This is a genomic window from Planktothrix mougeotii LEGE 06226 (assembly GCF_015207485.1).
Lineage (GTDB): Bacteria > Cyanobacteriota > Cyanobacteriia > Cyanobacteriales > Microcoleaceae > Planktothrix.
The window spans coordinates 1-24,249 of sequence record NZ_JADEWU010000084.1; the positions used below are offsets into that span (position 1 = coordinate 1).

Here is a 24,249-nt window from a genome sequence, read left to right on the forward strand (position 1 = left end):
CCCCTTCTCCCCTTGTCCCCTTGTCCCCTCGTCCCCTATAGTTGGCTAATTTCCACAGATGCGCTACAATCCCAGAACCAAAGGTAGACTATGCTAAAACGATGTGATCGTTATAGTATGGGCGATAGTATTATGGTGGGGAGTTAGCAATCACACAATGAATCTAACGCAGGAAATCGTTCTCCAGAACGGCAAATATCGGATTGATGCTGTTCTGGGTCAAGGGGAGTTTGGTGTGACCTACCAAGCGACGCACCCTCTCACTCATCAAACGGTTGTGATTAAAACTCTGCATCCTAAATTCATCACCTCCGTTGATTTTCCCCAAATCAAACAACAATTTGTAACAGTTGCCAAACGTTTAAGCCAGTGTCACCATCCTAATATTGCCCGTGTGCTGGACATCTTTGAAGAAAAGGGTTTACCGTATTTGGTAATGAATTATATTCAGGGCCAAACCCTAGAAGAAACCTTACGCGCCCATTCTCCGTTATCGGTTCATCAGGCGCTGCAATATATCCGCCAGATTTCTTCGGCCATGAGAACCCTACATCAACACGGTTTACTTCACTGTAACCTGCAACCGAGGAATATCCTGCGCCATCAAGGGACAGACATCCTCACGTTAGTTGATTTTGGGTTAACCAGTGGCTTTATGGAACCGAGTGTGAAGTTTCCCATCCGTAACCGGGTTTTATCCGTTGGTTATGCGTCCCTAGAACATTATCTCCCCCATCAACACCTGACCCCCGCAACGGATATCTATAGTTTGGCCGCGACGTTCTATTGTTTGTTAACGGGTGAACCTCCCTTAGAAGCTCCATTGCGCGTGAATGAAGCCACACAACAGTTACTCAGTGCGTCTAAACCGACTTTAAGACAAATTCAACCTACCTTGAGTCCGGTTGTAGAACGATTAATTTACTGGGGATTAGAAATTGAACCCTCCCGACGTCCTCAAAGTGTTGACCAATGGATTGCTTTTTTACCCATTGAAGATATTGCGACAACGATTCAATCTCCTAATACTGTGATTCAACCTCAAAATTCTAGTGTTGTTGAACTTGTTCCCCCCAAACCTGTAGCGGTAAAAGCAGTTGTTGAAACCCCCGTTTCTGTTCAGCAAAAACCTTTAACTTCCGTTACGACATTACCGAGTATTCCCCTCAATTCCCCACCCCCACAAATTCAACCTGTTCCTGTTGCGATTCCGACTTGGGAACCGGAAGAAACGATACCTTACCTGGGTTTTTTACTGCCGATTTTATTCTTAATTACATCCTTATTTTTTGGTTGGGTTGGATTTGATCTTACCCGTCGTTATGGCTACATTATTAGTCAGAAAGCAAACATTCAATTGAATCATCCCTTTAATAATTTAGATTCCACAGAACCGATGTTTGAAAATCCTTCTGTTGAAACTCAAAATCCCAAGGAAGTCGCGGCGGAACGTTCCACAGAACAACCTTTAGAAGAGGGAGATTACTCAATAGTAGAACCTTCTGATGCAGAAGCGAAAATCGAAGAAACTTCACCCGTTGACCCATCTAGTGATACTAGCATTGCTACTGAAATAGAAGGCTATAGTTTATCAACATCAGAATCTAAATTAGAAGACTATTTACTCTCTCCGCCCGAAGAAAACAATTCTTCTGAAGTAGGATTAGAACCGAATGTTACCGACTCCTCGGCTTCGGCTCCTGTCACAAACTATTCGGGTGATAATGATTCAACAATTTTACCTTCTACACCCCCAGAATCCAATTATTATGATGATGGGAATGGGACTCTACCAACGGAGACGACACCGGGGGGCGGGGGAGGTTTATTACCAGAAGAACCTGTTCCTAATTCTTATCCTGAACCCACGGTTCCCGTAGAACCCGAATACCCCGTTTCTTCTGAAGAAACAACCCCGATGACTTCAACGCCTAACTATGGAATAGAATCGAATATTCCTACTTCCCCTTTAACTTCTCCCATTAGCAACTAGCTAATTTTAAATAAGTTTTGAAAATGCAGTTTTCTCTTAATTTAATTAGGAGGAAACGTGTATTTTTCTAATTCTGTTGTTGTTTTTAATGTTCCTTTCTCATCAAAAATTTGCCATTTTATCGGGCCAATAAAGTTTCCATACCACACCACTTTTTTAAACGGTGTTCCGGCTTTTGTTCCATTAATTTCAAGTTTAAAGGTTGAAAATTTTCCGGCGGGAACTTCAATATCTTCTGTTCCAACAACTTCATAATTTTCTTTCACTTCTGTAGTCATCACCGCAATTTCTTGACCTTCCCAAGTCCAAGTCTCCCCAGGAGAAGGAGGATTTTTAAGAATCGTTTTTGCAGGTTCTAACCGATATTCTGTGTTATTTCCTCCAAAGGTATACAGTTGTCGATATTCTTTGACTAATCCACTGGGTTTAGCATACCAAATATAAAACGGTGCAAACCCTAAATTATTTTCGGTTTTATAAAGCGTTGTTCCATCGGTTTGAGTTTCTACCCCTTCAACTTTAACCGTTAGTTTGGATTGCTTTCCATCAGCCGTTTTTGCTTGATATTCCCAGATTCCCCCCACAGGTAAAGGAAAATAGTCCGGGGGAGGGGGTGGCGTTTCCGCAAAGGTTTTGAACCCTATCATCACCAAAACAATCGTTAGAAATAATCCCAAAAAGCGTTTGCGGTTGAACATAATTTTTCTCTCAACACTCTGTTACTTTATTAAACCCTATTTAGGGATTAACGTCGAGATTGATTTAATAGTATTTTCTGCTAAAATAAAGTGTAGAACTACTTAGTCAGTTGTTAAGGCTTTGATTAATTTCCAGATTATTAACTGAAAAACTTAAAAAATCGTTTATCATCAAATAGTTCAGTCCAGCAAGTCAGACAAAATGGCAAGAATACTTATCTCACATCCTATTGCTGAAAACACTATCCAAAAGTTAGGACTCAATAAAATCCGTTCGAGTTTCAATTTCAATGGGACTGACATTTATTCATTGACAGAAGATGTTTTTTACACAGACAATGCAGGGGAAGAAATTTTTTACATTCCTAGTATTGCTTCAAAACAGAGTGCTGACGAAACCCACGATCCCACCTTAGAAACTCTACGCCATGCCCTAGAAATTTTTCAACCTAATGTCTTGATTGTTGGCAATAATACAGTTAATCGTGCAGCGATCATTGCTTGGCGTCAGGCTGTTGGAGATACGAAAAAACTCCAGATTATCAGACGGGGTGTAGATACTAGAGCAATTGATAAAACGACGGCGCAAAAATACAACATTATTGTCGATAATTTACCCGGTCTAAATTCGCCTTATGTCGCACAGCACATGAGCAAATATCTCAACCTTAAAAACGCTCAATCTAACAGCAAAATTGCTATTATTGGTGTAGGAAATATCGGTAAAGAAATTGCCATCAAAGCCATTGATTATGATTTAGAGGTGCACTTATTTAGTCCTTCTTTGCAAATTCCTAGGCTACGGTTATCAACACTATTAAACAGAGGAATTCCTTCTGAGAAAGTGGTTTGTGCGCCATCAATTGAACAAGCTTTGATCAAAGCTTCCTATGTCGCTATTGCAGTGCCTTGGGAGAATTCTCAAGGGGGTAACAACGCCGGGATGATCGAGGAAAAACACATTCTTAGTCTAACCCCTAATGCCGGGATTGTATCGGCGTCAGTGCCCGGAATTTTTTCGGATCAAGCACTCAGTTTAATGAATGAACTTATGTGGCAAAAAAAAATCTATGTCCGCATAGATACACCCAAGCGACACGTCGAGACAATCAAGCAACACTATCCCTATCTTGATGCTGCACATGATGAAGCTTTTGCGGCTCTTGAATGTCAGCAGATGTTAGACGAAGCGATGCTGAGAAAAGCTAGGGCATTTCTGCAAAAATCTGCTGTCGCTTCCCAATTGATTTATTTAGAAAAATAGCCATCTATCATAAGGCTGAGATGAACAGAATTCCACCCCAAATTTTGTCTTGTTTTCGCCATCGGGCGATCCGAACCATTCTATTAATATTCTGTTTTGGGGGAATGTTGCGATCGCTTCCTTATCTTGCGCCGATTCATGCAGAAGATATTCTACAAAAAGATGTGGCGTTGGAATTTAGCGATCGCAATAATTTACCGTTAGGAACCATTCTAAGTTCTAATCAAAATCATACCGCAATTGTTCCTTTAAGTCAAGTTTCACCTGATTTTATTAACGGGATTATTGCTGCGGAAGATAAACGCTATTATCAACATGGTGCGGTTGATTTTGTTGCCTTAGTTCGTTCTATTTTAGAAGCATTTCAAGCTAAACAAATTGTTAGCGGTGCATCTACCATTACGATGCAATTAGCCAGATTATTAGAACCCGCACCTCGAACATTACCGAATAAATTGGGTGAAATTTGGTTATCTTGGCGACTCACTGCGGGAATGAATAAACAGCAAATCTTAGAAGCTTATATTAATCGTTTACCAATGGGGGGAAATTTATATGGCGTTGAAGCTGCTGCAAAAACCTATTTTAATACTTCAGCATCGGAGTTAAATTTAGCCCAAGCCAGTCTATTAGCAGCCCTTCCTAATGACCCCACCGACTTAAATCCTTATCATAATTTATCTCAGTTAAAACAACGTCAAAATTATGTATTAAAGCGCATGATTGCAGATGGATATATTACCTCTATTCAAGCGGAACGTGCCTATCAAGAAAAGTTAATATTCCAACCCCAACAACAAGGAATTATCGCCGCACCTCATTTTCTATTTTGGCTAACGGAACAATTAACAAATACCGAGGTTATGACTCACAAGGTAGACAAGTCAACCCATCACATCAAAACCACAATAGATCGCCCGTTACAACAATTTATGGAAGCCCAAATTCAGCAAATTCTGATTAGTTTAAAAGACCATAATGTTCATCATGCTGCGGCTATTGTCCTTGATAATAATACCGGAGAAGTATTAGCTTATGTCGGTTCTCCCGATTATTTTAATAGCGATCAATTAGGGCGAAATGATGGCGTTCAAGCTCTGCGCCAACCCGGATCAACTTTGAAACCGTTTTTATATGAATTAGCATTAGCAGAAGAAGTGATTCAACCCAATACAATTTTAGCAGATGTTCCTACTTATTATGCCATTCCTGGGGCAAAACTTTACAGTCCAACAGATTATAGTGAAACCTTTTTAGGCCCGGTGCGTGTGCGAGTTGCGTTAGCGAATTCGTTAAATGTTCCGGCGGTAAAAGTATTAGAAAAAGTCACTGTTCCGGTATTTTTAGAACGATTAAAAAATCTAGGATTTCAACATTTAACTCATGCTCCTGATTATTATGGTTTAGGATTAACATTAGGAAGTGGAGAAGTCAGTTTATGGGAATTAGCTCAGGCTTATTTAATTATGGCAAATCAGGGTAAAGTTATTAATCCTAATGTGATCTTCAGTCAAAGACAACTTCTTGACCCTAATTCACCCTCTATTGATACGGCTGTATCCTGGCAATTAATCACCAATATGTTAAGTGATCCTCATGCGAGATCCCATTCTTTTGGGATTGATTCTGTGTTAAATTTACCGTTTCCCGTAGCAGTTAAAACCGGAACTTCTTCTAATTATCGAGATACTTGGACAGTGGGTTTTACAACAGATTATACCGTTGCAACTTGGGTAGGAAATTTTGAGGGTGGAGGAATGCAAAATGTCTCTGGAGTAACGGGTGCAGCACCCTTATGGAATCGAATTATATTGCATTTGCATGAAACAAAAGAACCGGGTAATTTTCCCAAACCTTTAGGGTTTGTTCAGTTACCGATTTGTGCAACAACAGGGTTACGTCCGACTCCCGATTGTTCGGGAGGAATTGTATTAGAATATTTTGATCTAAAAAAAGTTTCTGAATATTATCAAAAATCACCTCAAATTCAATTAAATTCTGAATATAATGAATGGTTATCTCGACAATCTCATCCTCAGTTAACCCAACATCAATTAAAAATTATTTCGCCTCAAGCTGATGATTATTTTATGATGAATTCGGGAGACGCTTCTCAATTAGAATTTAAAATTATTAACCCTGCTCAACAGCCTGTGGAATGGTGGTTAAATGGTAACAAATTAAAGGTTCAGTCTGCTAACTCTTTATTTTGGCAATTGCAACCGGGACAATGGACGCTAACCGTTAAACAGGGAAATCAACAGGATACTGTTCAATTTCAAGTGCAAATAGCGGATAAAAAACCCTATCGTCGAGGTTTTTCAGTGGTTAATACTAATAAATAGGCTTATATAATTAATAACTCTAACCTGAAACCCGGTTTCTCAGATGATTAAATTGTAGTTTAGAATACAAATTTTCAACCTTTACAAAGTTTTTATAATTTTCGAGCAACTCTTTTCAAATCCTTTACCTAATTATTGATTGAGATTTGTAAAGTAGAAACTAGGAAACCGAAAACAACACGGTGAAATTGTCCCCTAACAAGTGGAGATACTGATGCGTAACATAATCTCTCATCTGCTTAACCCTCTGCGTCAATGGTTAGATAATCTGGAAATTCACAACCCTGATGTAGCACTATTTTTATATCGGGTAATTCCAGCACAATGTCCCTTTGCACGGGATATTAAACTTTTTGGATATACCCTTTTACATATTCCTCCCCTGTGCAAACTCAACCCTTTTTATGAACAATTAATGGGTTTACGGTTTCGGGCAATGTGTTATTTAGTTGATGAATGTGGCATGACTATTTAACCGTTGAAATCGATTATTTTTTAATTGCAGGTCGCACTAAAATGACGGTACAGTGACAATTTTTAGCGATCGCTTCTGGAATATTCCCCTGAATCACTTGTCTTAACATTCCTTCTCGACTTGCGCCTAATACAATCACATCACACTGATCTTTATCTGCTAAATCAATGACCGCTTCTGATACGGAATTAGAACAAACAGTGGTAAAAATAACATCCGTATTTAAGCGATGACTTAAATCTTCTGAAGCTTGCTGAAACTCTCTAATTTCCTGTTTAGAAAGAACTGTTTTAACGACCCGACAAAGACGAATTTGAGGAGATAAACTTAACTTAGTTAATGCAGGTAAAAGAGGTACAGAAACAGAATGTTCTAAGGTATCTCTCACGGGAACTAACCAACGCTGCCAACCCAAAACCGGACAAGCCACAATATCTGAATTACCATCAGTTTGAGGATCATTAGAAATTTGATGTTTCGCCCATTTAACTAACATAACTTGACAGGGAACTTGACGAATGACCGCATCCATCACATTACCAAAAATCAGATCTGGGGCTGATTTATCCCCATGCCAACCCATTAATAATAAATCAATATGTTCATTTTGAGTGGTTTCTAAAATCGCTTGGGCGACATCATGGGCAACTCGAATTTGAGTGTGAACAGAAATCTGTAAATGTTGCCCTAAACGTTCAGCTTGTTGTAATAAACGCCGACTTTTTGTTAACCGAACTGGAGTTTCTGAAGGAGATTGACTATAGGGAATTGTAATCACCGTTAAACATTCTAATTCATAATTACGTTCTTGAGCGATCGCGATCGCAACTTTTAATAAAGTTGGGGCCGTTTGAGGGTTATATAATGACACTAATAAACGACCATTTCCCGTTTGTGGCCCCCTGGTTTGATAGGCAATATAAGACGGTTCATAATGTCGTCCTACTTGGGTTGTTTCCCCACTAATTTGACCTAATTCGGCGCGAATAATATCACTGCGAGTAATAATTCCCACTAAATGATGATGTTCCACAACGGGTAAACGACTGAGTTTATAATGACCCAATAAATATAAAACATGAGTTAAATTATCATCAGGGCCAACGGTAATCGGTTGGGTTGTCATTAACTGATCAATGGGGGTATGATCAGGGAATTGGCGGCTACTAATTTGAGTTAAATCGGTTTGGGTAATAATTCCCACTAACTTGCCCTTTTCTACGACAGGAAATCCGCGATGGTGAGATTTGGCAAACGCTTCAATCACTTGTTCTAAAGTTAAATTATCAGGTAGGGTTTCGACATTTCGTTGCATCACATCCGCAGCCTTTAATTTCTCTAAAGTCCCATCAATAGGTTGATCAGGTTTGAGTTCTATTCCACTTAATTTTAATAACTGATCATACAGTGATTCAGGATCAAGTTTTTCAGAAATTAAATAGGCTACAATAGAAGAAATCATTAACGGTAAAACCAACCCGAAATCCGTTGTAATTTCAAATACAATCACAACCGACGTAATCGGAGTTCGCGCCACAGCACAGAAAAAAGCCCCCATTCCTGCAAAAGCGAAAATCGTAGGTTGGTCAATTCCTAACATGAATTCAGATTCCCAACTTCCCACTAAATGCCCTAAGGCCGAACCCAAGACTAAAGAAGGGGCAAATAATCCTCCAGGTGCGCCGGAACTGGCTGCAATTGCTGTTAATATAAAATGGGCTGTAAATGCTAAAGCACTGGTTTGCCAGGGCAATTCTCCACTTAAAATTAATTCTCGAATTCCGGTATTATTTCTAAAGGAAAGGGGCAAGAAAGATACGACCAAACCAGATAATAAACCAGCAACCGCCATGCGTTGTGGCAATCCCCACTTTAACACTCGACGATTAAATTTTGAACCCGCAACAATACTGCGACTAAAAATCGTTCCTAAAACCCCCGCTAGAATTCCTAACAGTATAAATAAAGGGATTTCTCTGGCATAAAGTAATCGATCCTGTACCGTTTCTAATATAATTGTTCTTGTGACATAAACACTGAGTTCTTGACCTCCTAATAAACGGGAAACTACCGCCCCAATAAAAGAGGCAATAATCGCAGGGCCAAGGGTAATTCCTGACACATCATGCAGCAATTCTTCGACTACAAATAACACCCCCGCAATAGGCGCATTAAATCCTGCTGCTAGTCCGGCGGCGGCGCCACACGCAATTAATTGTCGGCGATAATTGGGAGAGGTGGGAACCCAGCGACTAATCCAAGCGGCTAAAGCGGCACCGATTTGCACCGTTGGCCCCTGACGTCCTAACGTTAAACCGCAACCCATCGTAAACATCGTCCCGATGAGTTTAGAAAAGGCCACTCGAAAATCAAGAGAAATGGGTTCTCCTGCTAAGGAGGCTTTGACTTGGGGAATTCCACTTCCGGCCGTTTCTGGCGCTAATCTTTCCACCAAAAAACCGGTTAATAAACCGCCGATTAATCCCACACCCGGAAGAAAAATCCAAGGGGGAACCCCAGCATTTAAGGATTCTGAAATTCGCCAAGACCCCAACCATCCAGCCCCTTGTTTTAATAAGAATGCAGCTAAACCAGATACTAAGCCTATTAAGCAAGCTTCAATAATGGCATAACGTTTAGGGGTGGTGGGTGATAAAATTTTAGAGTTCAGAATTGAAATTTCTCTGGGGATAGAGATGCGCCACATAAGGACAATAGAATTTTTGGCTATTGTTTAGAATAGCAGCTTGTCAGGTGTGTGAAGAACATGATTTTTAATTAGGGATTTTTCAGATCAGCAACCCCAGAATCAATCATTATTTATTCCGGTAAAAATTCAGGTGATAAAATCTCTGTTAAGGTATAGGGACAAGTTTCTGGGAATAAAGATAACCCGGTTTCTCTTTCCGCACTCAAAGCTGCCAACGGATACACATCTTCGATCACTTCCATCAAATTAGGTTGAAGACTAGGGTTTTTTTGCAGAAGTTTTTCTAAACGGAGGCGCTGCTCTTTCAGGGTTAATTGCCAACTGCGAGAGCGTAAGTTAGGCTGAAATTGCCATTTTAATAAGTGCATCATTAATATTTCTAATCGGCTTTCTAATTGTCTTTTTTCAGAGCGTCCCATGTCTTCTATTTCTTCAGCAATATTTTGCCAATCAATTTGATGAAGTTGTCCTGTCTTTAATAGTTGTGATTGTTCCTGTGTCCAAGCATAAAAGTCTTTTTCATGGGTGGTTGAGTTCATCGTTTCTCCTGTAATTAAAGGCAAAAATGCTATTTAGTTTTATCGGATTATGAGTGTTGTTAACCTTTAGGGGATATTATAGCAATAAGTTGGAGCGATGCCGACAGGTGGCTGATCATTTAAAGTCTACTATCAAAAAAGGCGACGAATTAAGTCAGGCTGATATTGATTGGCTTAAACAGAATGGGCGTGAAAATATTATTGTTTTTGCTCAAGAAAAACACTTTGCAACTCTTAAGTCTAAGTATGATGTTTCAGGCTATACAGATCGAGGAGTTTCTACTGGCTTATACCCGATTTTGCAAAAACTAGAAAAAGGAAATCGACTTGAGGAAATTGAGGTGGCTTGGCTGATAGAAAATAAGCTTTTCTATAATTCATATTATAGTGATTATACTTTTTATAGTAGCTATAATATCCATAATAGAAATTATAGTAATAAAATTTTTATTGCTTACCATACAATTGAAGCAACTTTCTATGAACAAGAGTACCAACGAACCGGAAAGAAATGGAAATTGCCTAATGCTAGTAGCCATTGGCGTAAAGCAAATGAACCACAACGAGCATTAAAATTAACAGAAAATATAAATTTTAATGCAATTAAAGAAAACAAACTAAAATCAGCTTTATTAACAACAAGAGGCGGCGCTTTTCGTGATGTTGATAAACTAGATCAGGCTGAAACTTGTGCGCGAAAAGCAATTGATTATCAACCCAATAGTCATCATCCTTACACTTTAATGGGTGCAATTTGTTTTGAGCGAGGGGAATTTTTGGTGGGTGAACATTGGTTTGAAGAAGCGATTAAACGGGGTGCTTCACCGAAAGATCAGGATGCAGAAATGAAACAAATCGTTAAAAATGCTAAGGATGAAAATAAACGACAAAAAGTTGTAGAATATCTATTGAAAAAAGATCCTAATCGTTATGCTTGGGCTAAATCTTATTTGAAAAAAACTAAAAAACCAGGTAAGTAATTATATCTCTATCGTTTCTAGGTTTCTCTTATTCCCAGGTTCCTACCCTGGGAATATTTGAGTAAACGATTAATTTTGTTCGGATTTCGGCAACAGCAAATCAGTTGAGTTTACAGCTTGGTAATTGATGGTGTGAGACGATCAAGATGTTAGTATTCTACTTGAACCGACTTCAGCCAGAAAAGCTCTAATGTTTTTCTTAATATTAAACATTAAAGCTGTTGAGAAGGTTTCCATTCTCCCTGTAAGCTAAAAGCAGCCCAATAATAAGGCGATTGCCATTCGGGATTTTGCCACATTTGCAATTGTGCTGCCCGCAAGGCGGCACTGGGAGTTAACCCTTGAGATAACATTGCTGGATAAAATTTCGACATCAATTCTGCCGTAGCGACATCATCTACATACCATAAAGATGCCACAACGCGAGGGGTTCCCGCATACATAAACCCCCGTGTTAAACCGACTAATCCTTCGCCGCGAATATTTTTACCTAAACCGGTTTGACAAGCACTTAATACCACTAATTCCGACGGTAAATTGAGATTATAAATATCATTCAAACGTAGATAACCATTTTGCCAATTACCTTGTTCATCGACTAAAGACATCACCATCCCCGATAATTCTGGGTTACGACTATTAACAAACCCGTGAGTCGCCCAATGGATAATGCGATAATTAGCGAGTTGGGAACTGGTTGCCTGTTCTCGGTTAGCTTGGAAATCCAAAACCTGACTTCGTTGAGTCTCACTCACTAAACCCATAATGGTTTCTGCTTCCCGGCGAGTGGCCATTAAACGTTGCCAACTAATGCCAACCTCTCTAGCTGCACGAGTTAGGAGGTTCACCGCTTCCACTGGAGGTGCTCCAGAGGGCTGAGTCCCTTTAGATTGAACTCGTTCATCGTCTGGACTAAAAACGGGATCAGCTAAAATAGCAACGGTTTTTGTAGCTAAGGGACGAGTTGCTGTTTCTTGACGCAATGCCGCTAATGTCGAAACTGAAGGCAAATTAACAATTTCATGTTGAAGAATAAGCGGTTGATAGTCTGTTTCTAAACTCGATGATTGAGGAATAGGTAAGGCTGAAAAAGGAACATAATGTAAAATTCCATCCCCCACAATTAGTAACCGTTTATTTTGCAATTGACTCGCAACCGGGTTTAAAATCATGGCGGTTAAACGATTGCCTACCGTTGCTAAATTATTGAGACGAGTTCGTTCTCGTGGCGATGTTAAGGTTTCTCTCATCTCTTTAGCTAAAGTTTCAATCTCTTGCCGTCCGGGTAATTGATAACTGTTAATCTGGGTTTTTGTGACGGCCCAAACATAACTTTGTTCTTTTCCTAACGCATATTGTAATAAGAGGGTTTGCTCATCTAAAACTTGTTGCTGAATTTCGTTTAATGTTAAGGGTTGAGGTTGAGTTAAGTTAGCATAACGGTTGGGAGTTGTTTGGAGTTTCGTTCGCAAATCACGATACTGTTGTAATAGTTCTTGTTGTCGCTGTTCTAAGGCTTGAATTTGTTCTGATGGGGCATTTTCTGCTAATAAATTCAGGCGATGTTCTTCTAAACTCTGAAATTGATGTTGTAGACTTCGTTCTTTTGCTAACAGTTGTGGGTCTGCTCCCTGACGAATATCGGTATTGGCTAATGCTAATAATTCTAACAAGGTTCGGGCTTTAGCGCGTTCAGAAGCATATAAAGCTTGAGCATCATAACCTTGAGTCGGATTCATTTGATGCTGTTGCATTAACACATCAATATAGAGATCATAGTAATCCTGTACTGTTGCAAAATAAGACGCTCGTAGCCCTAAATCTGCAATTTCAGTTCGTAAGGCTTCGACAATTTTTAAGGCAGCTTCTAGGTGTTTTTGAGCCGATAAAAAATCCTTAGCGTTGTGTTCTACTTCTGCAATTCTGTATAACGCATCCGACTCTAACGCCGGATTTCCCATGTCTTTTGCTAACTCCAAGGCTTGATTATAATATTCTAATGCTTCTTGCGTTTGGCCCATCTGAGCGTTGAGTTTTCCTAAAAAAGTGAGAATTGTAGCATCTTGAGGAGAATCGTCTACGGTGCTCAGGAAGGCTTGAGAATCAACTTGAGCTTGTTTTAGAAAGTAAATCGCCTGTTGGGGCTCCTCCAAAGCTTCATAAAGGATAGCTCCTTGGATAAACATTTGGCGCTTCACCGCTAAATCAGCAGATTGGGCGAGGGTAACAGCTTGTTGAAAGGCTGCGATCGCTTCTGGTTTTTTTCCTAAATCCGAATAAGCCAAACTCATCTTGGCTTGAATCACCGCCTGGGGTTGAGAATTGATGATTAATGCTTGCAGTTTTGTCCATTCACCTTGAGATATGGCGGCTTGTAAAGTTTCTTGCCATCGGGGTAATAATAGACGATTTGACTCGGATAAATAAGATAACTGTTCTAGGGCTTGCTGATAAGCGTCTAAGGCGGGTTGTGCTTCGCCCCAACGACGATACCAGTCCCCGATATCGACTAAAATATCCACCACTTGCGCGGTGTCCCCGATTTGTTGGGCGAGTTCTTTGGCTCGCTTATAATACAACTGAGCTTGTTGAGGATCACCTAAACTACCATAAAATCGACCAATTTCTTGATAAGTTAAGGGAGCTTGTTGTTTATAGGGAGAGTTTTGTAACAGTTCTCCGGCTTGATTAAAACTATCAATTGCTTGTTGATATTCCCCAATTTCTTGATAAGATTGACCTAACTTTAATAAAGCACGAGTCGCCTCCTGAATATTCCCCAATTGTTGATAAGTTGTTGTGACAGTTTGATATTTTTCAATGGCTAATTGAGGTTTACCCATGCGTCGATAGGTATCAGGAATTTTCTCAAAAAATCCGTTCGCTTGAGGCAGATTATTTAATTTTTCTTGGTGAAATAAGCCAATTTCTTCATAAAACGCGATGGCGAGTTGAGGCTGTTTTAATAAAACTAAAATTTCGGGAACAAAAGCTATCAATTGTATCTCTAGTGAGGGTTGAGAAGGATTAGTTTGATTCAGTAACCCTTGAACCCCTTGTCGGAGAGCGGTCATGGTTTTTTGATCATCAAAATTCTTTTCCATTACCCAAGCCCAACCTGTTAATAAGCCAATTTTGACCAAGGGTTGATTGAGGGTATTAATCTGAGAAAAAGCTTGTTCTGCTGTGGTATTGGCTAACTGAAGATTACCTAATTGACTCGATAGCCAACTGGATGCTAAAGATAAAGCGATCGCTAATTCAGCTTGGGGAACTTGTTGACTTTTGTTAACCGCTTGATTTAAAGTTTCTAATGCTAATCTCCGTTCATCTAAAGTGTCATAAAGCCAAGCTAACCCCATGAACAATAAACTAGAAATTTCAGGTTTATTCAGGGTATTAATTTGAGTAGAAATAGGACTAATTATCGTCAAAGCTTGTTGTTTTTCTTCTAGTTTTTGATAAACTCCCGCTAAAGCTAACCGAAGTGGAATCGACAATTCAAGTTGTTTAACTTGTTCAATGGAAGATGGAACTTGAGCCAGCAAAGATTTAGCTTTTACTGGATTATCTAAGGTCATATAAAGCCAAGCTGCAACAATCTCTAAACCAGATTTCCATTCGGGTAATTGAACTTGATTAATGAGAGAGATAGCATCTTCTAAAGCTGGTAAAACTTGCTCCGAATCTGGTGAATGATAAGTTTGTAACCCTACCCAAAGTAATAGTAATCCGGCTGCTATTTCAGGTTGATTTATAGATTGATTAAGCGCAACAATTTCTCGAATTTGAGTTAAAGATTGTTGCGGATTATCGAATTCTAAAGCACTGATTGTAGCCATTCCCAAGAAAATAGCTGACCATAAGGGATCATTTGCTTCTTTCAAAATTTGCAATTGCTGTTTAAAGACTTCCAGAGATTCTTGAAATACTGCAATTTTAGCAGGTTGATCATCTAAACGCTGATAAGCTTTACCGATTTGGATTAAAGTCGATCCTAGGATAATTGCTTCAACTTTTTGGCGTTGATCCGGGTCAGAATCTTGAATATTAGATAATTCATGTTTAAAATTTAAGTATAAGTTATAAAAAATTTCAGGTTCATTTGTTTTTAAACCTCGAATTTCAAATTGATAACTCAATTCTCCTTTAGGCATTTCAATCTTTTTGGACTGAAGTTTTTGAAATTTAGATAATAGTTTTTTGAAGGTTTGTAAGCTTTGAGAATATTTTTCTAACTCCTGTAAGGATAATCCTATTTCATTGAGAACAGCAATTTCTAACCAATAAGCTTTGGATGAATCTAGGGATTTTGAACCTTCTAAGGCTTGATTCAAATATTGAATAGCCTGTTCGGGTTCTTTCCATTTTCGATGTAAATAACCCATCTGGTAAATTTGCAAAATCTCTCCCCAATCATCATCGGCTTCTTGAAAAACTTTCAATGATTCATTCAAATACTTTAAGGTTTTTTGTTGTTTTTCAACGGTCTTAGTTTGAGCTTTGATAATTTTTTCTGTATTCGGATCGGGTGGTGGCGGCGGAATTAAGGTACTTAATCCTAACAAATCGGGTTCGACTTTTTCTAAGGTTGGAAGTTGAATCACCGTCGCAGATTTTGCAGAATTGTTGGCGGTAATATTTTGAGATTGAAGCAATGATCCTAAGGAAGAAGATGAATCTAAGTTTAAACGGTTATCCCCTTTTAAAGAAGTTTTTGCTGAGAGTAAAGGAGATGTATTTAAAGATTGGCTTTCTGCTATTAATTTCTCAACGGTTTGTGCTTCTAAATCTGCCATTTTGCGAAGAATTAAGGCTTGGCGAAGGCGATCGCCTTTTTGAGCATAATTTTGAGCGACTTGTTGATATTTTTCAATGGCTTTTTCTTGAGATTCGGGAGTAGTTTCTTTAGACAACTTTTCGGCTTCTTGTTCTAATCGTTCAGAGGTCGTTTGAGATTGGATTTGATAAATAATAATAGCTGAATTCGGATTTTTAACTCCTGGATTAAGGCTTAATTTAACATCTGTAAAGCCCCCAATTCCAAAAATTCTCTGGATTTCTGCTTCAGCTATATTTCGATTAAAAGCGTCCCCAATTTTAATTTGAATCGCATTTTTAAAGGGAGATTGTTCCTCTAAATTGTTAATAGAGGTAGTAGCTGAATCAACCTGATTATTAGCATCAATAAACTGAATTTGGATATCTTCAATTACCCCTTCTGCAACGGTTAAAGTTACAACTCCATCGTTACTAATTTCGGGTGTTGTAATAAATTGAGCGATCGCATAACCTTTCTCTTGATACCAAGCATTAATTTTTTGAATTCCGGCTTCAATTTGTTTTAAATTAATTCGTTGATTGAATTGGGGCTGAAAAATCTGTTGAACAATTTCCGTCGTTAAAACTTGATTTCCGATCACATTAATAGAACGCAAAACAGGGTTAACTTCTACGACAAAAGTAACTCGCACACCTTTAGGCGTATCTTCTGGAATTACTTGTACAGTTCTAAACCAACCCAAAGCAAAAATCTGATTAATATCCTCTTGTAATTTCTGACGAGTTGTGGTTTTACCTGCTTTTGTATAAAGAATTTGTTCAATTTCTTTTTGAAGTTGGATATCCTCTATCCCCTTAATAACAACTTCTGCAATTAAAACTTCAATATTAGGATTAACGTTAGGATTATTGGGTTCAGAAGCGGGTGTTGTTTGCGCTTGTAAAGTCTCCAAAACGGGATGAACTGGGAATTTTTTAGTTTCAGATAAATGATTACTGGCTAAAGCTGATATTCCCAAAAAACCCGATGTTAAAATAGTAACAACAGAACCCATTTTAAACGTTAATGTAGGCAGATTTTCAAGTTTTTGAGGTTGACCTTGAAAATTTTGTTGTTTTTTTCTATTGTTTTGCATGATCACTCATTCCTGATCTAAAAATAGAAGGAAAATTATCCCCCAGTCAAATTTTAACTTGAAGAACTATCTTTTGGGTGAGTGAATCTGTAGAGCGATCGCACAAACTAAGATCAAGCGAGGATTAAACAGACTAATCTCCGCCGTCGTTAACCCAAAAACAGGAGTAATAACGTGCCTATTGAACTGATAGCCAGAATGAGTTCCACATTGAACGGAAAAGTACCCACCTTATTATTAAGTGATATGACTGTTCCTCTGTGGGGTTTAGCTATTTTTATTCTGTGGACAATTTTTATGGTTGTGCTGCTACTTATTGTCAGAATTCGTCATCTGGCGGCGGGTGGCTCTGTGAAAGATTTTGGCACACCGAATGATGAAAGTTTGCTTTGGCGACTGTTTCGGGTTCACGCAAACTTAATTGAGAACCTACCTTTGTATCTGGGAGTGGTTTTCCTGCTAACTGTTCGGGGTATCTCTGGAACAACGGTAGATGTGTTAATTATTGTGTATATCGGATTTCGTCTGCTACATTCACTGATTCATATTGCAGGTTTAAATCCTAATTTTCGGCTGTTCAGCTTAGTCATTCAGTTCAGTTGTTTAGTGACCTTAACTGTTTTAGCATTGTTTTAGTTAAAGAATTTCCAGGAGGTTTAATAATGACAATAGAAAATAGGAAATTATCAACAGGTCAGATTATTCTGGCAATTATTTATATTCTTATCATCCCTCTATTACTTTTACTTCTTTCAGGAGATTGGTTATGGCTTGAAGGATGGATTTTTGGAGTTTGGCTAATTATCATTTCTGGAGTTACTGCCATTTATTTATATCGAAAAGACCCAGAATTACTCGTAGAAAGATTTAAGCAACCCGGATCAGATAATCAAAAAGTATGGGATCAATATTTTCTGTATGGGTTTGAACTTTTATTTTTAGCTTGGATTATAATCATGCCTTTAGATAGCAAACGATATCAATGGACAACAAATTTCCCCTGGGAGCTAAAAATTTTGGGAGGGATAGGATTATTGATTTCATTTTTCTTTTTATACCGAGCTTTTACAGATAATACCTTTTTATCGCCTCTGGTCAGAATCCAAACCGAACGAAATCACCACGTCGTTTCCACTGGTGTTTATGGATTTGTTAGACATCCTATGTATCTAGGCGCGATCTTTTTATTCCTGGGAACACCCCTATTATTGGGTTCTCAATATGGGGTTTTAATCGGTGTTATAATATCCTTACTTCTCGTTGCTAGAATTAGGGGAGAAGAAAAGATGTTAGTTGAAGAATTAGAAGGATATCAAGATTACACAAATCACGTGAAATATAGATTAATTCCTTTAATTTGGTAACGCAGGGAACAGGGAATTACGAATTACGAATTACGAATGGGAAAGAGGGAACACCGGAGGAAAAGAGGGTGTACGATTTAGGTTTTAGCATCAGTCTATGTCCTAACACCCCCGGCGCGACTGCTATAGTTAGAATCGCTAATATATTCCCTACAATTTCATGGTTAAACTAATCCGTTTTAACTTTTCATTAACTTCCATCACTCGCACTTTCACCACTTGACCCACTTTAACAAATTTATTCGGATCATCGACAAATTGATCGGCGATTTGAGAAATATGAACTAACCCATCTTGATGCACCCCAATATCAACAAATGCACCAAACGCAACCACATTCGTGACAATTCCTTCTAATTCCATTCCTATTTTTAAATCCGTTATTTCTTTAATTCCTTCCTTAAATGTGGCATATTTGAACTCCGCACGGGGATCTCGTCCGGGTTTTTCGAGTTCGTTAATAATGTCTTTTAACGTTGGAATTCCAATGGTATCGGTAACATATTTATCCAGTTTAACGGATTTAATTTTATCCTTAAATTGGCTAATATTATTCAAGGAAACCCCTAAATCCTTCGCCATGACTTCCACCACCTTATAACTTTCGGGGTGAACTGCGGTATTATCTAAAGGATTAACCCCCCCTCGAATTCTTAAAAATCCTGCCGCTTGTTGAAACGCTTTAGGGCCTAATTTTGCCACTTTTAACAGTTCCTTACGGGTTTTAAAGGCTCCATTTTCATTGCGATAATTCACAATATTCTGCGCTACTGTTGGGGTAATTCCTGAAACAAAGGTTAATAATTCTTTAGATGCAGTATTTAATTCTACTCCCACATAGTTCACACAACTTTCAACCGTATCATCCAGTTTTTTCTTTAATAATTTTTGATCCACATCATGTTGATATTGTCCAACTCCTATGGATTTCGGATCAATTTTTACTAATTCTGCTAACGGATCTTGTAACCGTCGTCCGATACTAATTGCACCCCGTACTGTTAAGTCTAAATCAGGGAATTCTTGTCGCGCCACATCACTCGCAGAATAAATCGATGCACCGGATTCATTCACCATAACTTTAATCGGTTTCCGGTCTATTTTAGCGATAATTTCCGTTATAAATTCATCGGTTTCTCGTCCAGCAGTTCCATTTCCAATGGCGATTAATTCAATATTATATTTATCGATTAATTGTTTAACTTTTTTCGCGGCTTCTTGACGTTGACCTTCTGCTTGATGAGGGAAAATCGTATGATATTCACAGAATTTTCCGGTTTCGGATAAAACTGAAACTTTGCATCCAGTTCTAAACCCAGGGTCAATGGCTAAGGTGGGTTTCATTCCCGCCGGTGAGGCGAGTAATAATTCTCTTAAATTGGCTTCAAAGGTTTTAATGGATTCTAAATCGGCGTAGGCTTTGCGATCGCTTCTGACTTCACTCATTAAGGACGTTTTCATTAACCGATTAAAAGCATCTTTTAACATCGGTTGATAAAATTTGCGAATCACCGGATTTTTCGTTTTAATTTCCTGAGATTCTAAATAAGACTGTACAAAATCCTCATCAAATTCAATCTCAACTTTTAAGATTCCTTCCGTTTCTCCCCGAAATAAAGCTAACAAATTATGAGGTTTAATATCCTGTACATTTTCTCGATATTGACGATACATCTCAAACTTCGTTGTTCCTTCGGGGTAATCGTCTTTCACCTGGGATGAAAACACCCCATTATTCATTAAATAGTCTCTCAAATAAGCTCGTAAATTCGCTTTCTCAGACACAATTTCTGCTAAAATATCAGAGGCTCCATTTAAGGCATCTTCAACGGTTTTCACGCCTTTTTCTTCAGAAATATATTTTGCGGCTTCCCCTTCTAACGCAACCGTCGGGGAATTAGGTTGATTAAAATTAGCAATAAATTGAGCGAGAGGTTCTAATCCTTTTTCTTTCGCAACAGTAGCGCGAGTTCGCCGTTTGGGTTTATAAGGTAAATATAAATCTTCGAGTTCAGTTTTCTGTAAACAATTTTCGATTTTTTCTCGCAATTCATCGGTGAGTTTATCTTGAGATGCGATCGCGTCTAAAATACTTTTTTTCCGATCTTCTAATTCCGTTAAATAGGTATAGCGTTCTGACAGATCCCGCAGTTGAATTTCATCTAAAGACCCGGTGAGTTCTTTCCGGTATCGCGCCACAAACGGAATCGTTGCTCCCTCAGAAAACAATTGTAGCGCGTTTTCTACTTGAAAGGGTTTAAGAGACAGTTCTTGAGCGAGAATTTGGGGAATATTGAGCATGGGATTCAAAACCAACAGATGTTCCATCTAAATTTTATTTTATCATATTTGTTGGATGTTAAGTCAATCTGGGTACAATAAAAGCTGAGAGTCCATCCCGATTTGGTATTTGTCTTTGTCATTAATTTTGTGTGATATGATATTAGATTAAATATCTTGAAATTAGGCCAAATTCATGGAAAAGCTATCTCAATATCAATCTCTCTATGAAAAAGATTATTATCTCTGGCTACAAAAAACCTCAGAAATTTTACAAACTCGTCAACTCAATCAACTCGATATTGATAATTTAAAATCAGAAATTGATAATTTAAAAAGCCATGTTAAAGAAACTTTGAAAAGTAGATTAATAACATTAATTAAAAACTTGTTAAAATTAAAATATTGGACAAGCGAAAAAGAATGTAATGCCAGAGGATGGCTCAATAACGTTATAGAACAACGATTAAAAATTGAATTATCCTTAGAAGATAGCCCAAGTTTAAGGACATTGTTAGATGAAATATTCTTCGATTGTTATGAGCAAGCTAGAACCGATACTTTAAAAACTCATCAGTTACCTCGTGATTTATTTCCTCTTGAAACTCCTTTTTCATTAGAAGATATTCTTAATTCTGATTATTTACCCTAATTTTAACGGTTTGATCTCTATCCAAGTCACAAAATTTTTACCCGTCAGATAAAAAATGCTCAAAAAATCACTTCTAATATTATTATTAACCTTAACCTTAATTCTAAGTCCTATTTCTTTCTCAGCATTAGCTGTTAATCTGGATACAGGAGCTAAAATATTTGAAGCGCAATGTGTGGGATGTCATGTCGGGGGAGGAAATATTGTCCGACGAGGAAAAACTTTAAAGAAAAAAGCTTTAGAACGCAATCATGTTAATACTTTAGAAGCAATTTCAGCGTTAGTTAGTAATGGCAAAAATAATATGTCTGCTTACAAAGATCGTTTAACAGATGCAGAAATTCAAGCGGTTTCTGCTTATGTTTTAGAACAGGCAGAAAAGAATTGGAAAAATTAACAAAAACCGGGTTAATAACTGTTATCAACCCGGTTTTATTGACTTCAGCAGTATCATCAGAAGTGATAGGATGATTCTGAGACTTTTGGGAAAGTTTGGTAATTTCTTCTTGTACTTTTGGAGTTAGAGGTATAGTTTCCATAATTTTCATTTAATTTTGTGTTTAAATTTTAGGTTGTTATATTTTGGAATAAACCTGAATAAGGTTCCATATTATTGATCATACGTTCCTCTATTCAAAAGTGTCAAGTCTCAAAAACACCCTCTATAACCTTCATAACAAATCATAAATATCCCCTTAGCAGATAAGCCACTAAGGGGATATTAAGTTGATACTGCTAGATTAACTCTGAATTTTAATTTTTAATTCTACCGTCTTCTAATGTTAAAATGCTATCAGCTACGTCCATAATTCGGGGATCATGAGTCACCATTAATACCGTTGTCTCTCCTTGTTTGGCTAAGGTTTTTAACAGATCAATTACACCCCGACCACTACTTGAATCTAAGGCGGCGGTGGGTTCATCCGCCATAATTAAGGGGGGATCTCCCGCTAAGGCTCGCGCTACAGCAACCCGTTGTTTTTGACCTCCCGATAAATCTTGGGGTAACAGATGAATTTTATCTCCTAAACCCACTTGTTCTAAGCGTGTTTTCGCTTCTTCTCTCGCATTTCTTTTCCCTATTCCTTTGAGATGCAGAGCTAATTCCACATTTTCTAAAGCCGTTAAAGCGGGGAATAAATTAAATCCTTGGAAAATAAAACCAATATTATGTAACCGAAACTCTGCCAATTGAGTCCGAGACAATTTTGTAATTTCTTCACCCAATAAAAACACTCGTCCCGCCGTCGGTGTCAACAGTCCAGCAATAATAGATAGCAATGTTGTTTTCCCCGAACCACTCGGCCCCATCAACAGTTGAATATCCCCTTGTTCGACTTCTAAATTAATATTTTGCAAAACTTGAACCGTTTGCCGCCCCGATTTATAAGCCATTTCAACACGACAAGCTTGAATTCCAATCGGCTTAATTCTAGCATTTGGTGAATAGTATGCAGCCTGATTGGGAGATATAGTGGATTTTGCCTCGCTAACTTGAGTGCGTATCATCGTTCCAAATTAATAATGATGTGGGCTTCTAACAAGAATTGACGGATCTAATAAACTAAATTACAGAGGAGTATTGTCAGTTTACTGAAGAAATCGGGTAATTCCAGAGAAGGAGGGCTGACCATGAACTATCCTGAACCGTTTAGTTCCACTATTTTAAACTCAAATGTTACCGATTGCCTGTGATCTAATACCATTTGGTTACAAAAACTGACTGGCATCAAGCTTTAAATACAATTGCTGGATCAACCTTAGTGACTTTCTGAATGGCGAAAAATGCCGATCCCGTACACATCGCAACGGTTAACCCAAATACCCCTAAAGCAGATAAAGGGGTAATTAAAATCAAAATGCCTTGGGTCGCGCCAGCCCAGGACGCTACACCTAAACACAGTGCCATACCTGGAATATAACCTAAAACAGCCATCCAGAGGGCCTGTTCTAAAATAATTCCGTAGATCACCCAGTCCGATGCACCCATCGCCTTCAGGGTTCCAAATTCCTTTAAGTGGTCAGTGACGGAGGAATACAGAATTTGTCCGACCACCACCATTCCCACTAATATTCCCACCGCCGCCCCTAAACTGAGAACAAACCCAACGCCTGTGCGTTTTTGCCAAAAAGTTCGCATCACCGTAGACATTTCTTCACGGGTAAAAACCTGAACATCATCGGGTAAAGCATCATCTAGTTTTTGCTTCAGTTGAGTTAAATCTTGACCGGGTTTTGCCTTAATTAAAACATAGGTGATCGGATCAGCTAAATTTAACGCTCTTGGCGGCGGAAGATCGGTGGATTTTTGATTAGAGGATTGATCTTCATAACTTTGAGTACATTGTAAATCCTCATTTTCTTGGACTTGACACCGGGTTTGAGTTTTTACAGGACTATTAACATAAGCATTCGCATTTTTTAAAGAGGTGAACACAAAACTATTGCTCACAATAGATTGAGTTCCTTGAGTAATTCCCCCTAATTTGGCTTCTAATCCTCCAAGCTTTGCCGTATCACCAATATTTTGAATTTTGAGAGCGTCTAATTTACTCTCATCAATCATAATGGTATAGGGTTGTTTTAAAGCATTGATATCTCCTTTAATGATATTCCAAGGGGAAAATAATTCCCCTTCTGGATCGGAACCTACGACTGTTACCGCATGAATTTTATTTTCTAGGGGATCACGCCAACGGGCATTTCTAAAAATAAAAGCTTCAGCTTGTTCAACACCAGAAACCGTCTGAGCTTGGGTGACTCGTTCTAAAGAAATGGGCATCGTTAACTCTAAATGAATCATATCTTTAGAAGCGATCCAAATATCTGCTTTTGAGTGATCAATTAAGACCGAAGAAGACCGAATAAACCCGGTTAAAATCCCATTTTGAATGGTAACTAAACTGACAGCAAACATAATCCCAGCTTGAGCCACCAAAAAACGGGGAATATCCTCAAATAGGTTTTTTCGAGCAAGAGAAGCCATAGGGTAGGAGGACAGGGGGACAAGGGGACAAGGGGAGCAGGGGAC

The 24,249-nt window shown here is 38.4% G+C and carries 16 protein-coding genes; 9 read left to right on the top strand and 7 right to left on the bottom strand.

Going from position 1 to position 24,249, the window contains the following annotated elements:
• The first annotated feature begins 157 nt into the window (after positions 1 to 157).
• The gene (locus IQ236_RS23490) at positions 158 to 1,993 is read left to right on the top strand and encodes a serine/threonine protein kinase (protein WP_193871529.1); all 1,836 of its coding nucleotides are present in this window, start codon (positions 158 to 160) and stop codon (positions 1,991 to 1,993) included.
• 41 nt (positions 1,994 to 2,034) lie between these two features.
• Here IQ236_RS23490 and IQ236_RS23495 read toward each other — a convergent pair whose 3' ends face one another.
• Complete coding sequence (locus IQ236_RS23495) at positions 2,035 to 2,691, bottom strand: TapB family protein (protein ID WP_193871530.1); 657 nt, start codon at positions 2,689 to 2,691, stop codon at positions 2,035 to 2,037.
• Positions 2,692 to 2,893: 202 nt separating this feature from the next.
• Here IQ236_RS23495 and IQ236_RS23500 point away from each other — a divergent pair, with 202 nt between their 5' ends.
• The 3 genes from IQ236_RS23500 to IQ236_RS23510 all read left to right on the top strand — a co-directional run bounded on the left by IQ236_RS23500 (position 2,894) and on the right by IQ236_RS23510 (position 6,775).
• Positions 2,894 to 3,955 (top strand): Rossmann-fold NAD(P)-binding domain-containing protein, encoded by a 1,062-nt coding sequence (locus IQ236_RS23500; RefSeq protein WP_193871531.1) that lies wholly within the window; start codon positions 2,894 to 2,896, stop codon positions 3,953 to 3,955.
• 20 nt (positions 3,956 to 3,975) lie between these two features.
• The gene (gene pbpC, locus IQ236_RS23505) at positions 3,976 to 6,300 is read left to right on the top strand and encodes a penicillin-binding protein 1C (RefSeq protein ID WP_193871532.1); all 2,325 of its coding nucleotides are present in this window, start codon (positions 3,976 to 3,978) and stop codon (positions 6,298 to 6,300) included.
• A 214-nt stretch (positions 6,301 to 6,514) separates the two neighbouring features.
• Positions 6,515 to 6,775, top strand: a complete 261-nt coding sequence (locus tag IQ236_RS23510; protein WP_193871533.1) for a Mo-dependent nitrogenase C-terminal domain-containing protein — start codon at positions 6,515 to 6,517, stop codon at positions 6,773 to 6,775.
• A gap of 13 nt (positions 6,776 to 6,788) precedes the next feature.
• Here the strand turns inward: IQ236_RS23510 and IQ236_RS23515 are convergent, their stop codons facing one another.
• Both IQ236_RS23515 and IQ236_RS23520 read right to left on the bottom strand, forming a co-directional pair.
• Positions 6,789 to 9,482, bottom strand: coding sequence for a chloride channel protein (locus IQ236_RS23515; protein WP_193871534.1), 2,694 nt, complete (start codon positions 9,480 to 9,482; stop codon positions 6,789 to 6,791).
• 113 nt (positions 9,483 to 9,595) lie between these two features.
• Positions 9,596 to 10,024, bottom strand: a complete 429-nt coding sequence (locus IQ236_RS23520; protein WP_193871535.1) for a DUF29 domain-containing protein — start codon at positions 10,022 to 10,024, stop codon at positions 9,596 to 9,598.
• A gap of 107 nt (positions 10,025 to 10,131) precedes the next feature.
• On the opposite strand from IQ236_RS23520, the gene IQ236_RS23525 reads away from it, so the two are divergent.
• A complete protein-coding gene (locus IQ236_RS23525) occupies positions 10,132 to 11,004 on the top strand; it encodes a tetratricopeptide repeat protein (RefSeq protein WP_193871536.1) in 873 nt (290 codons plus the stop codon).
• Positions 11,005 to 11,216: 212 nt separating this feature from the next.
• Here the strand turns inward: IQ236_RS23525 and IQ236_RS23530 are convergent, their stop codons facing one another.
• Positions 11,217 to 16,922 (bottom strand): CHAT domain-containing protein, encoded by a 5,706-nt coding sequence (locus IQ236_RS23530; RefSeq protein ID WP_193871537.1) that lies wholly within the window; start codon positions 16,920 to 16,922, stop codon positions 11,217 to 11,219.
• A gap of 198 nt (positions 16,923 to 17,120) precedes the next feature.
• Here IQ236_RS23530 and IQ236_RS23535 point away from each other — a divergent pair, with 198 nt between their 5' ends.
• Together IQ236_RS23535 and IQ236_RS23540 are read left to right on the top strand one after the other, a co-directional pair.
• Positions 17,121 to 17,558, top strand: coding sequence for an MAPEG family protein (locus IQ236_RS23535; protein ID WP_228041819.1), 438 nt, complete (start codon positions 17,121 to 17,123; stop codon positions 17,556 to 17,558).
• Between the two features lie 26 nt (positions 17,559 to 17,584).
• Positions 17,585 to 18,286 carry a methyltransferase family protein gene (locus IQ236_RS23540; protein WP_193871538.1) on the top strand — a complete coding sequence of 234 codons (702 nt, stop codon included), beginning with the start codon at positions 17,585 to 17,587 and terminating at the stop codon, positions 18,284 to 18,286.
• Positions 18,287 to 18,436: 150 nt separating this feature from the next.
• Here the strand turns inward: IQ236_RS23540 and IQ236_RS23545 are convergent, their stop codons facing one another.
• On the bottom strand, positions 18,437 to 20,587 hold the full coding sequence (locus tag IQ236_RS23545) for a Tex family protein (RefSeq protein WP_193871544.1): 2,151 nt from the start codon (positions 20,585 to 20,587) through the stop codon (positions 18,437 to 18,439).
• 175 nt (positions 20,588 to 20,762) lie between these two features.
• On the opposite strand from IQ236_RS23545, the gene IQ236_RS23550 reads away from it, so the two are divergent.
• Both IQ236_RS23550 and petJ read left to right on the top strand, forming a co-directional pair.
• Positions 20,763 to 21,218 carry a DUF29 domain-containing protein gene (locus IQ236_RS23550; RefSeq protein ID WP_193871539.1) on the top strand — a complete coding sequence of 152 codons (456 nt, stop codon included), beginning with the start codon at positions 20,763 to 20,765 and terminating at the stop codon, positions 21,216 to 21,218.
• Between the two features lie 55 nt (positions 21,219 to 21,273).
• Complete coding sequence (gene petJ / locus IQ236_RS23555; protein WP_193871540.1) at positions 21,274 to 21,615, top strand: cytochrome c6 PetJ; 342 nt, start codon at positions 21,274 to 21,276, stop codon at positions 21,613 to 21,615.
• Positions 21,616 to 21,971: 356 nt separating this feature from the next.
• Here petJ and IQ236_RS23560 read toward each other — a convergent pair whose 3' ends face one another.
• The gene (locus IQ236_RS23560) at positions 21,972 to 22,727 is read right to left on the bottom strand and encodes an ABC transporter ATP-binding protein (protein ID WP_193871541.1); all 756 of its coding nucleotides are present in this window, start codon (positions 22,725 to 22,727) and stop codon (positions 21,972 to 21,974) included.
• A 220-nt stretch (positions 22,728 to 22,947) separates the two neighbouring features.
• A partial coding sequence (locus IQ236_RS23565; RefSeq protein ID WP_322744325.1) for an FtsX-like permease family protein occupies positions 22,948 to 24,249 on the bottom strand: 1,302 nt, incomplete at its 5' end.

What these genes read in the sequence shown, in the direction of transcription:
- pbpC (WP_193871532.1), top strand. Translation starts at nt 3,976, where the DNA reads ATGAACAGAATTCCACCCCAAATTTTGTCTTGTTTTCGCCATCGGGCG.
- petJ (WP_193871540.1), top strand. Translation starts at nt 21,274, where the DNA reads ATGCTCAAAAAATCACTTCTAATATTATTATTAACCTTAACCTTAATT.
- IQ236_RS23535 (WP_228041819.1), top strand. Translation starts at nt 17,121, where the DNA reads ATGAGTTCCACATTGAACGGAAAAGTACCCACCTTATTATTAAGTGAT.
- IQ236_RS23520 (WP_193871535.1), bottom strand. Translation starts at nt 10,024, where the DNA reads ATGAACTCAACCACCCATGAAAAAGACTTTTATGCTTGGACACAGGAA.
- IQ236_RS23540 (WP_193871538.1), top strand. Translation starts at nt 17,585, where the DNA reads ATGACAATAGAAAATAGGAAATTATCAACAGGTCAGATTATTCTGGCA.
- IQ236_RS23545 (WP_193871544.1), bottom strand. Translation starts at nt 20,587, where the DNA reads ATGCTCAATATTCCCCAAATTCTCGCTCAAGAACTGTCTCTTAAACCC.
- IQ236_RS23490 (WP_193871529.1), top strand. Translation starts at nt 158, where the DNA reads ATGAATCTAACGCAGGAAATCGTTCTCCAGAACGGCAAATATCGGATT.
- IQ236_RS23515 (WP_193871534.1), bottom strand. Translation starts at nt 9,482, where the DNA reads ATGTGGCGCATCTCTATCCCCAGAGAAATTTCAATTCTGAACTCTAAA.
- IQ236_RS23500 (WP_193871531.1), top strand. Translation starts at nt 2,894, where the DNA reads ATGGCAAGAATACTTATCTCACATCCTATTGCTGAAAACACTATCCAA.
- IQ236_RS23530 (WP_193871537.1), bottom strand. Translation starts at nt 16,922, where the DNA reads ATGCAAAACAATAGAAAAAAACAACAAAATTTTCAAGGTCAACCTCAA.
- IQ236_RS23510 (WP_193871533.1), top strand. Translation starts at nt 6,515, where the DNA reads ATGCGTAACATAATCTCTCATCTGCTTAACCCTCTGCGTCAATGGTTA.
- IQ236_RS23560 (WP_193871541.1), bottom strand. Translation starts at nt 22,727, where the DNA reads ATGATACGCACTCAAGTTAGCGAGGCAAAATCCACTATATCTCCCAAT.
- IQ236_RS23550 (WP_193871539.1), top strand. Translation starts at nt 20,763, where the DNA reads ATGGAAAAGCTATCTCAATATCAATCTCTCTATGAAAAAGATTATTAT.
- IQ236_RS23495 (WP_193871530.1), bottom strand. Translation starts at nt 2,691, where the DNA reads ATGTTCAACCGCAAACGCTTTTTGGGATTATTTCTAACGATTGTTTTG.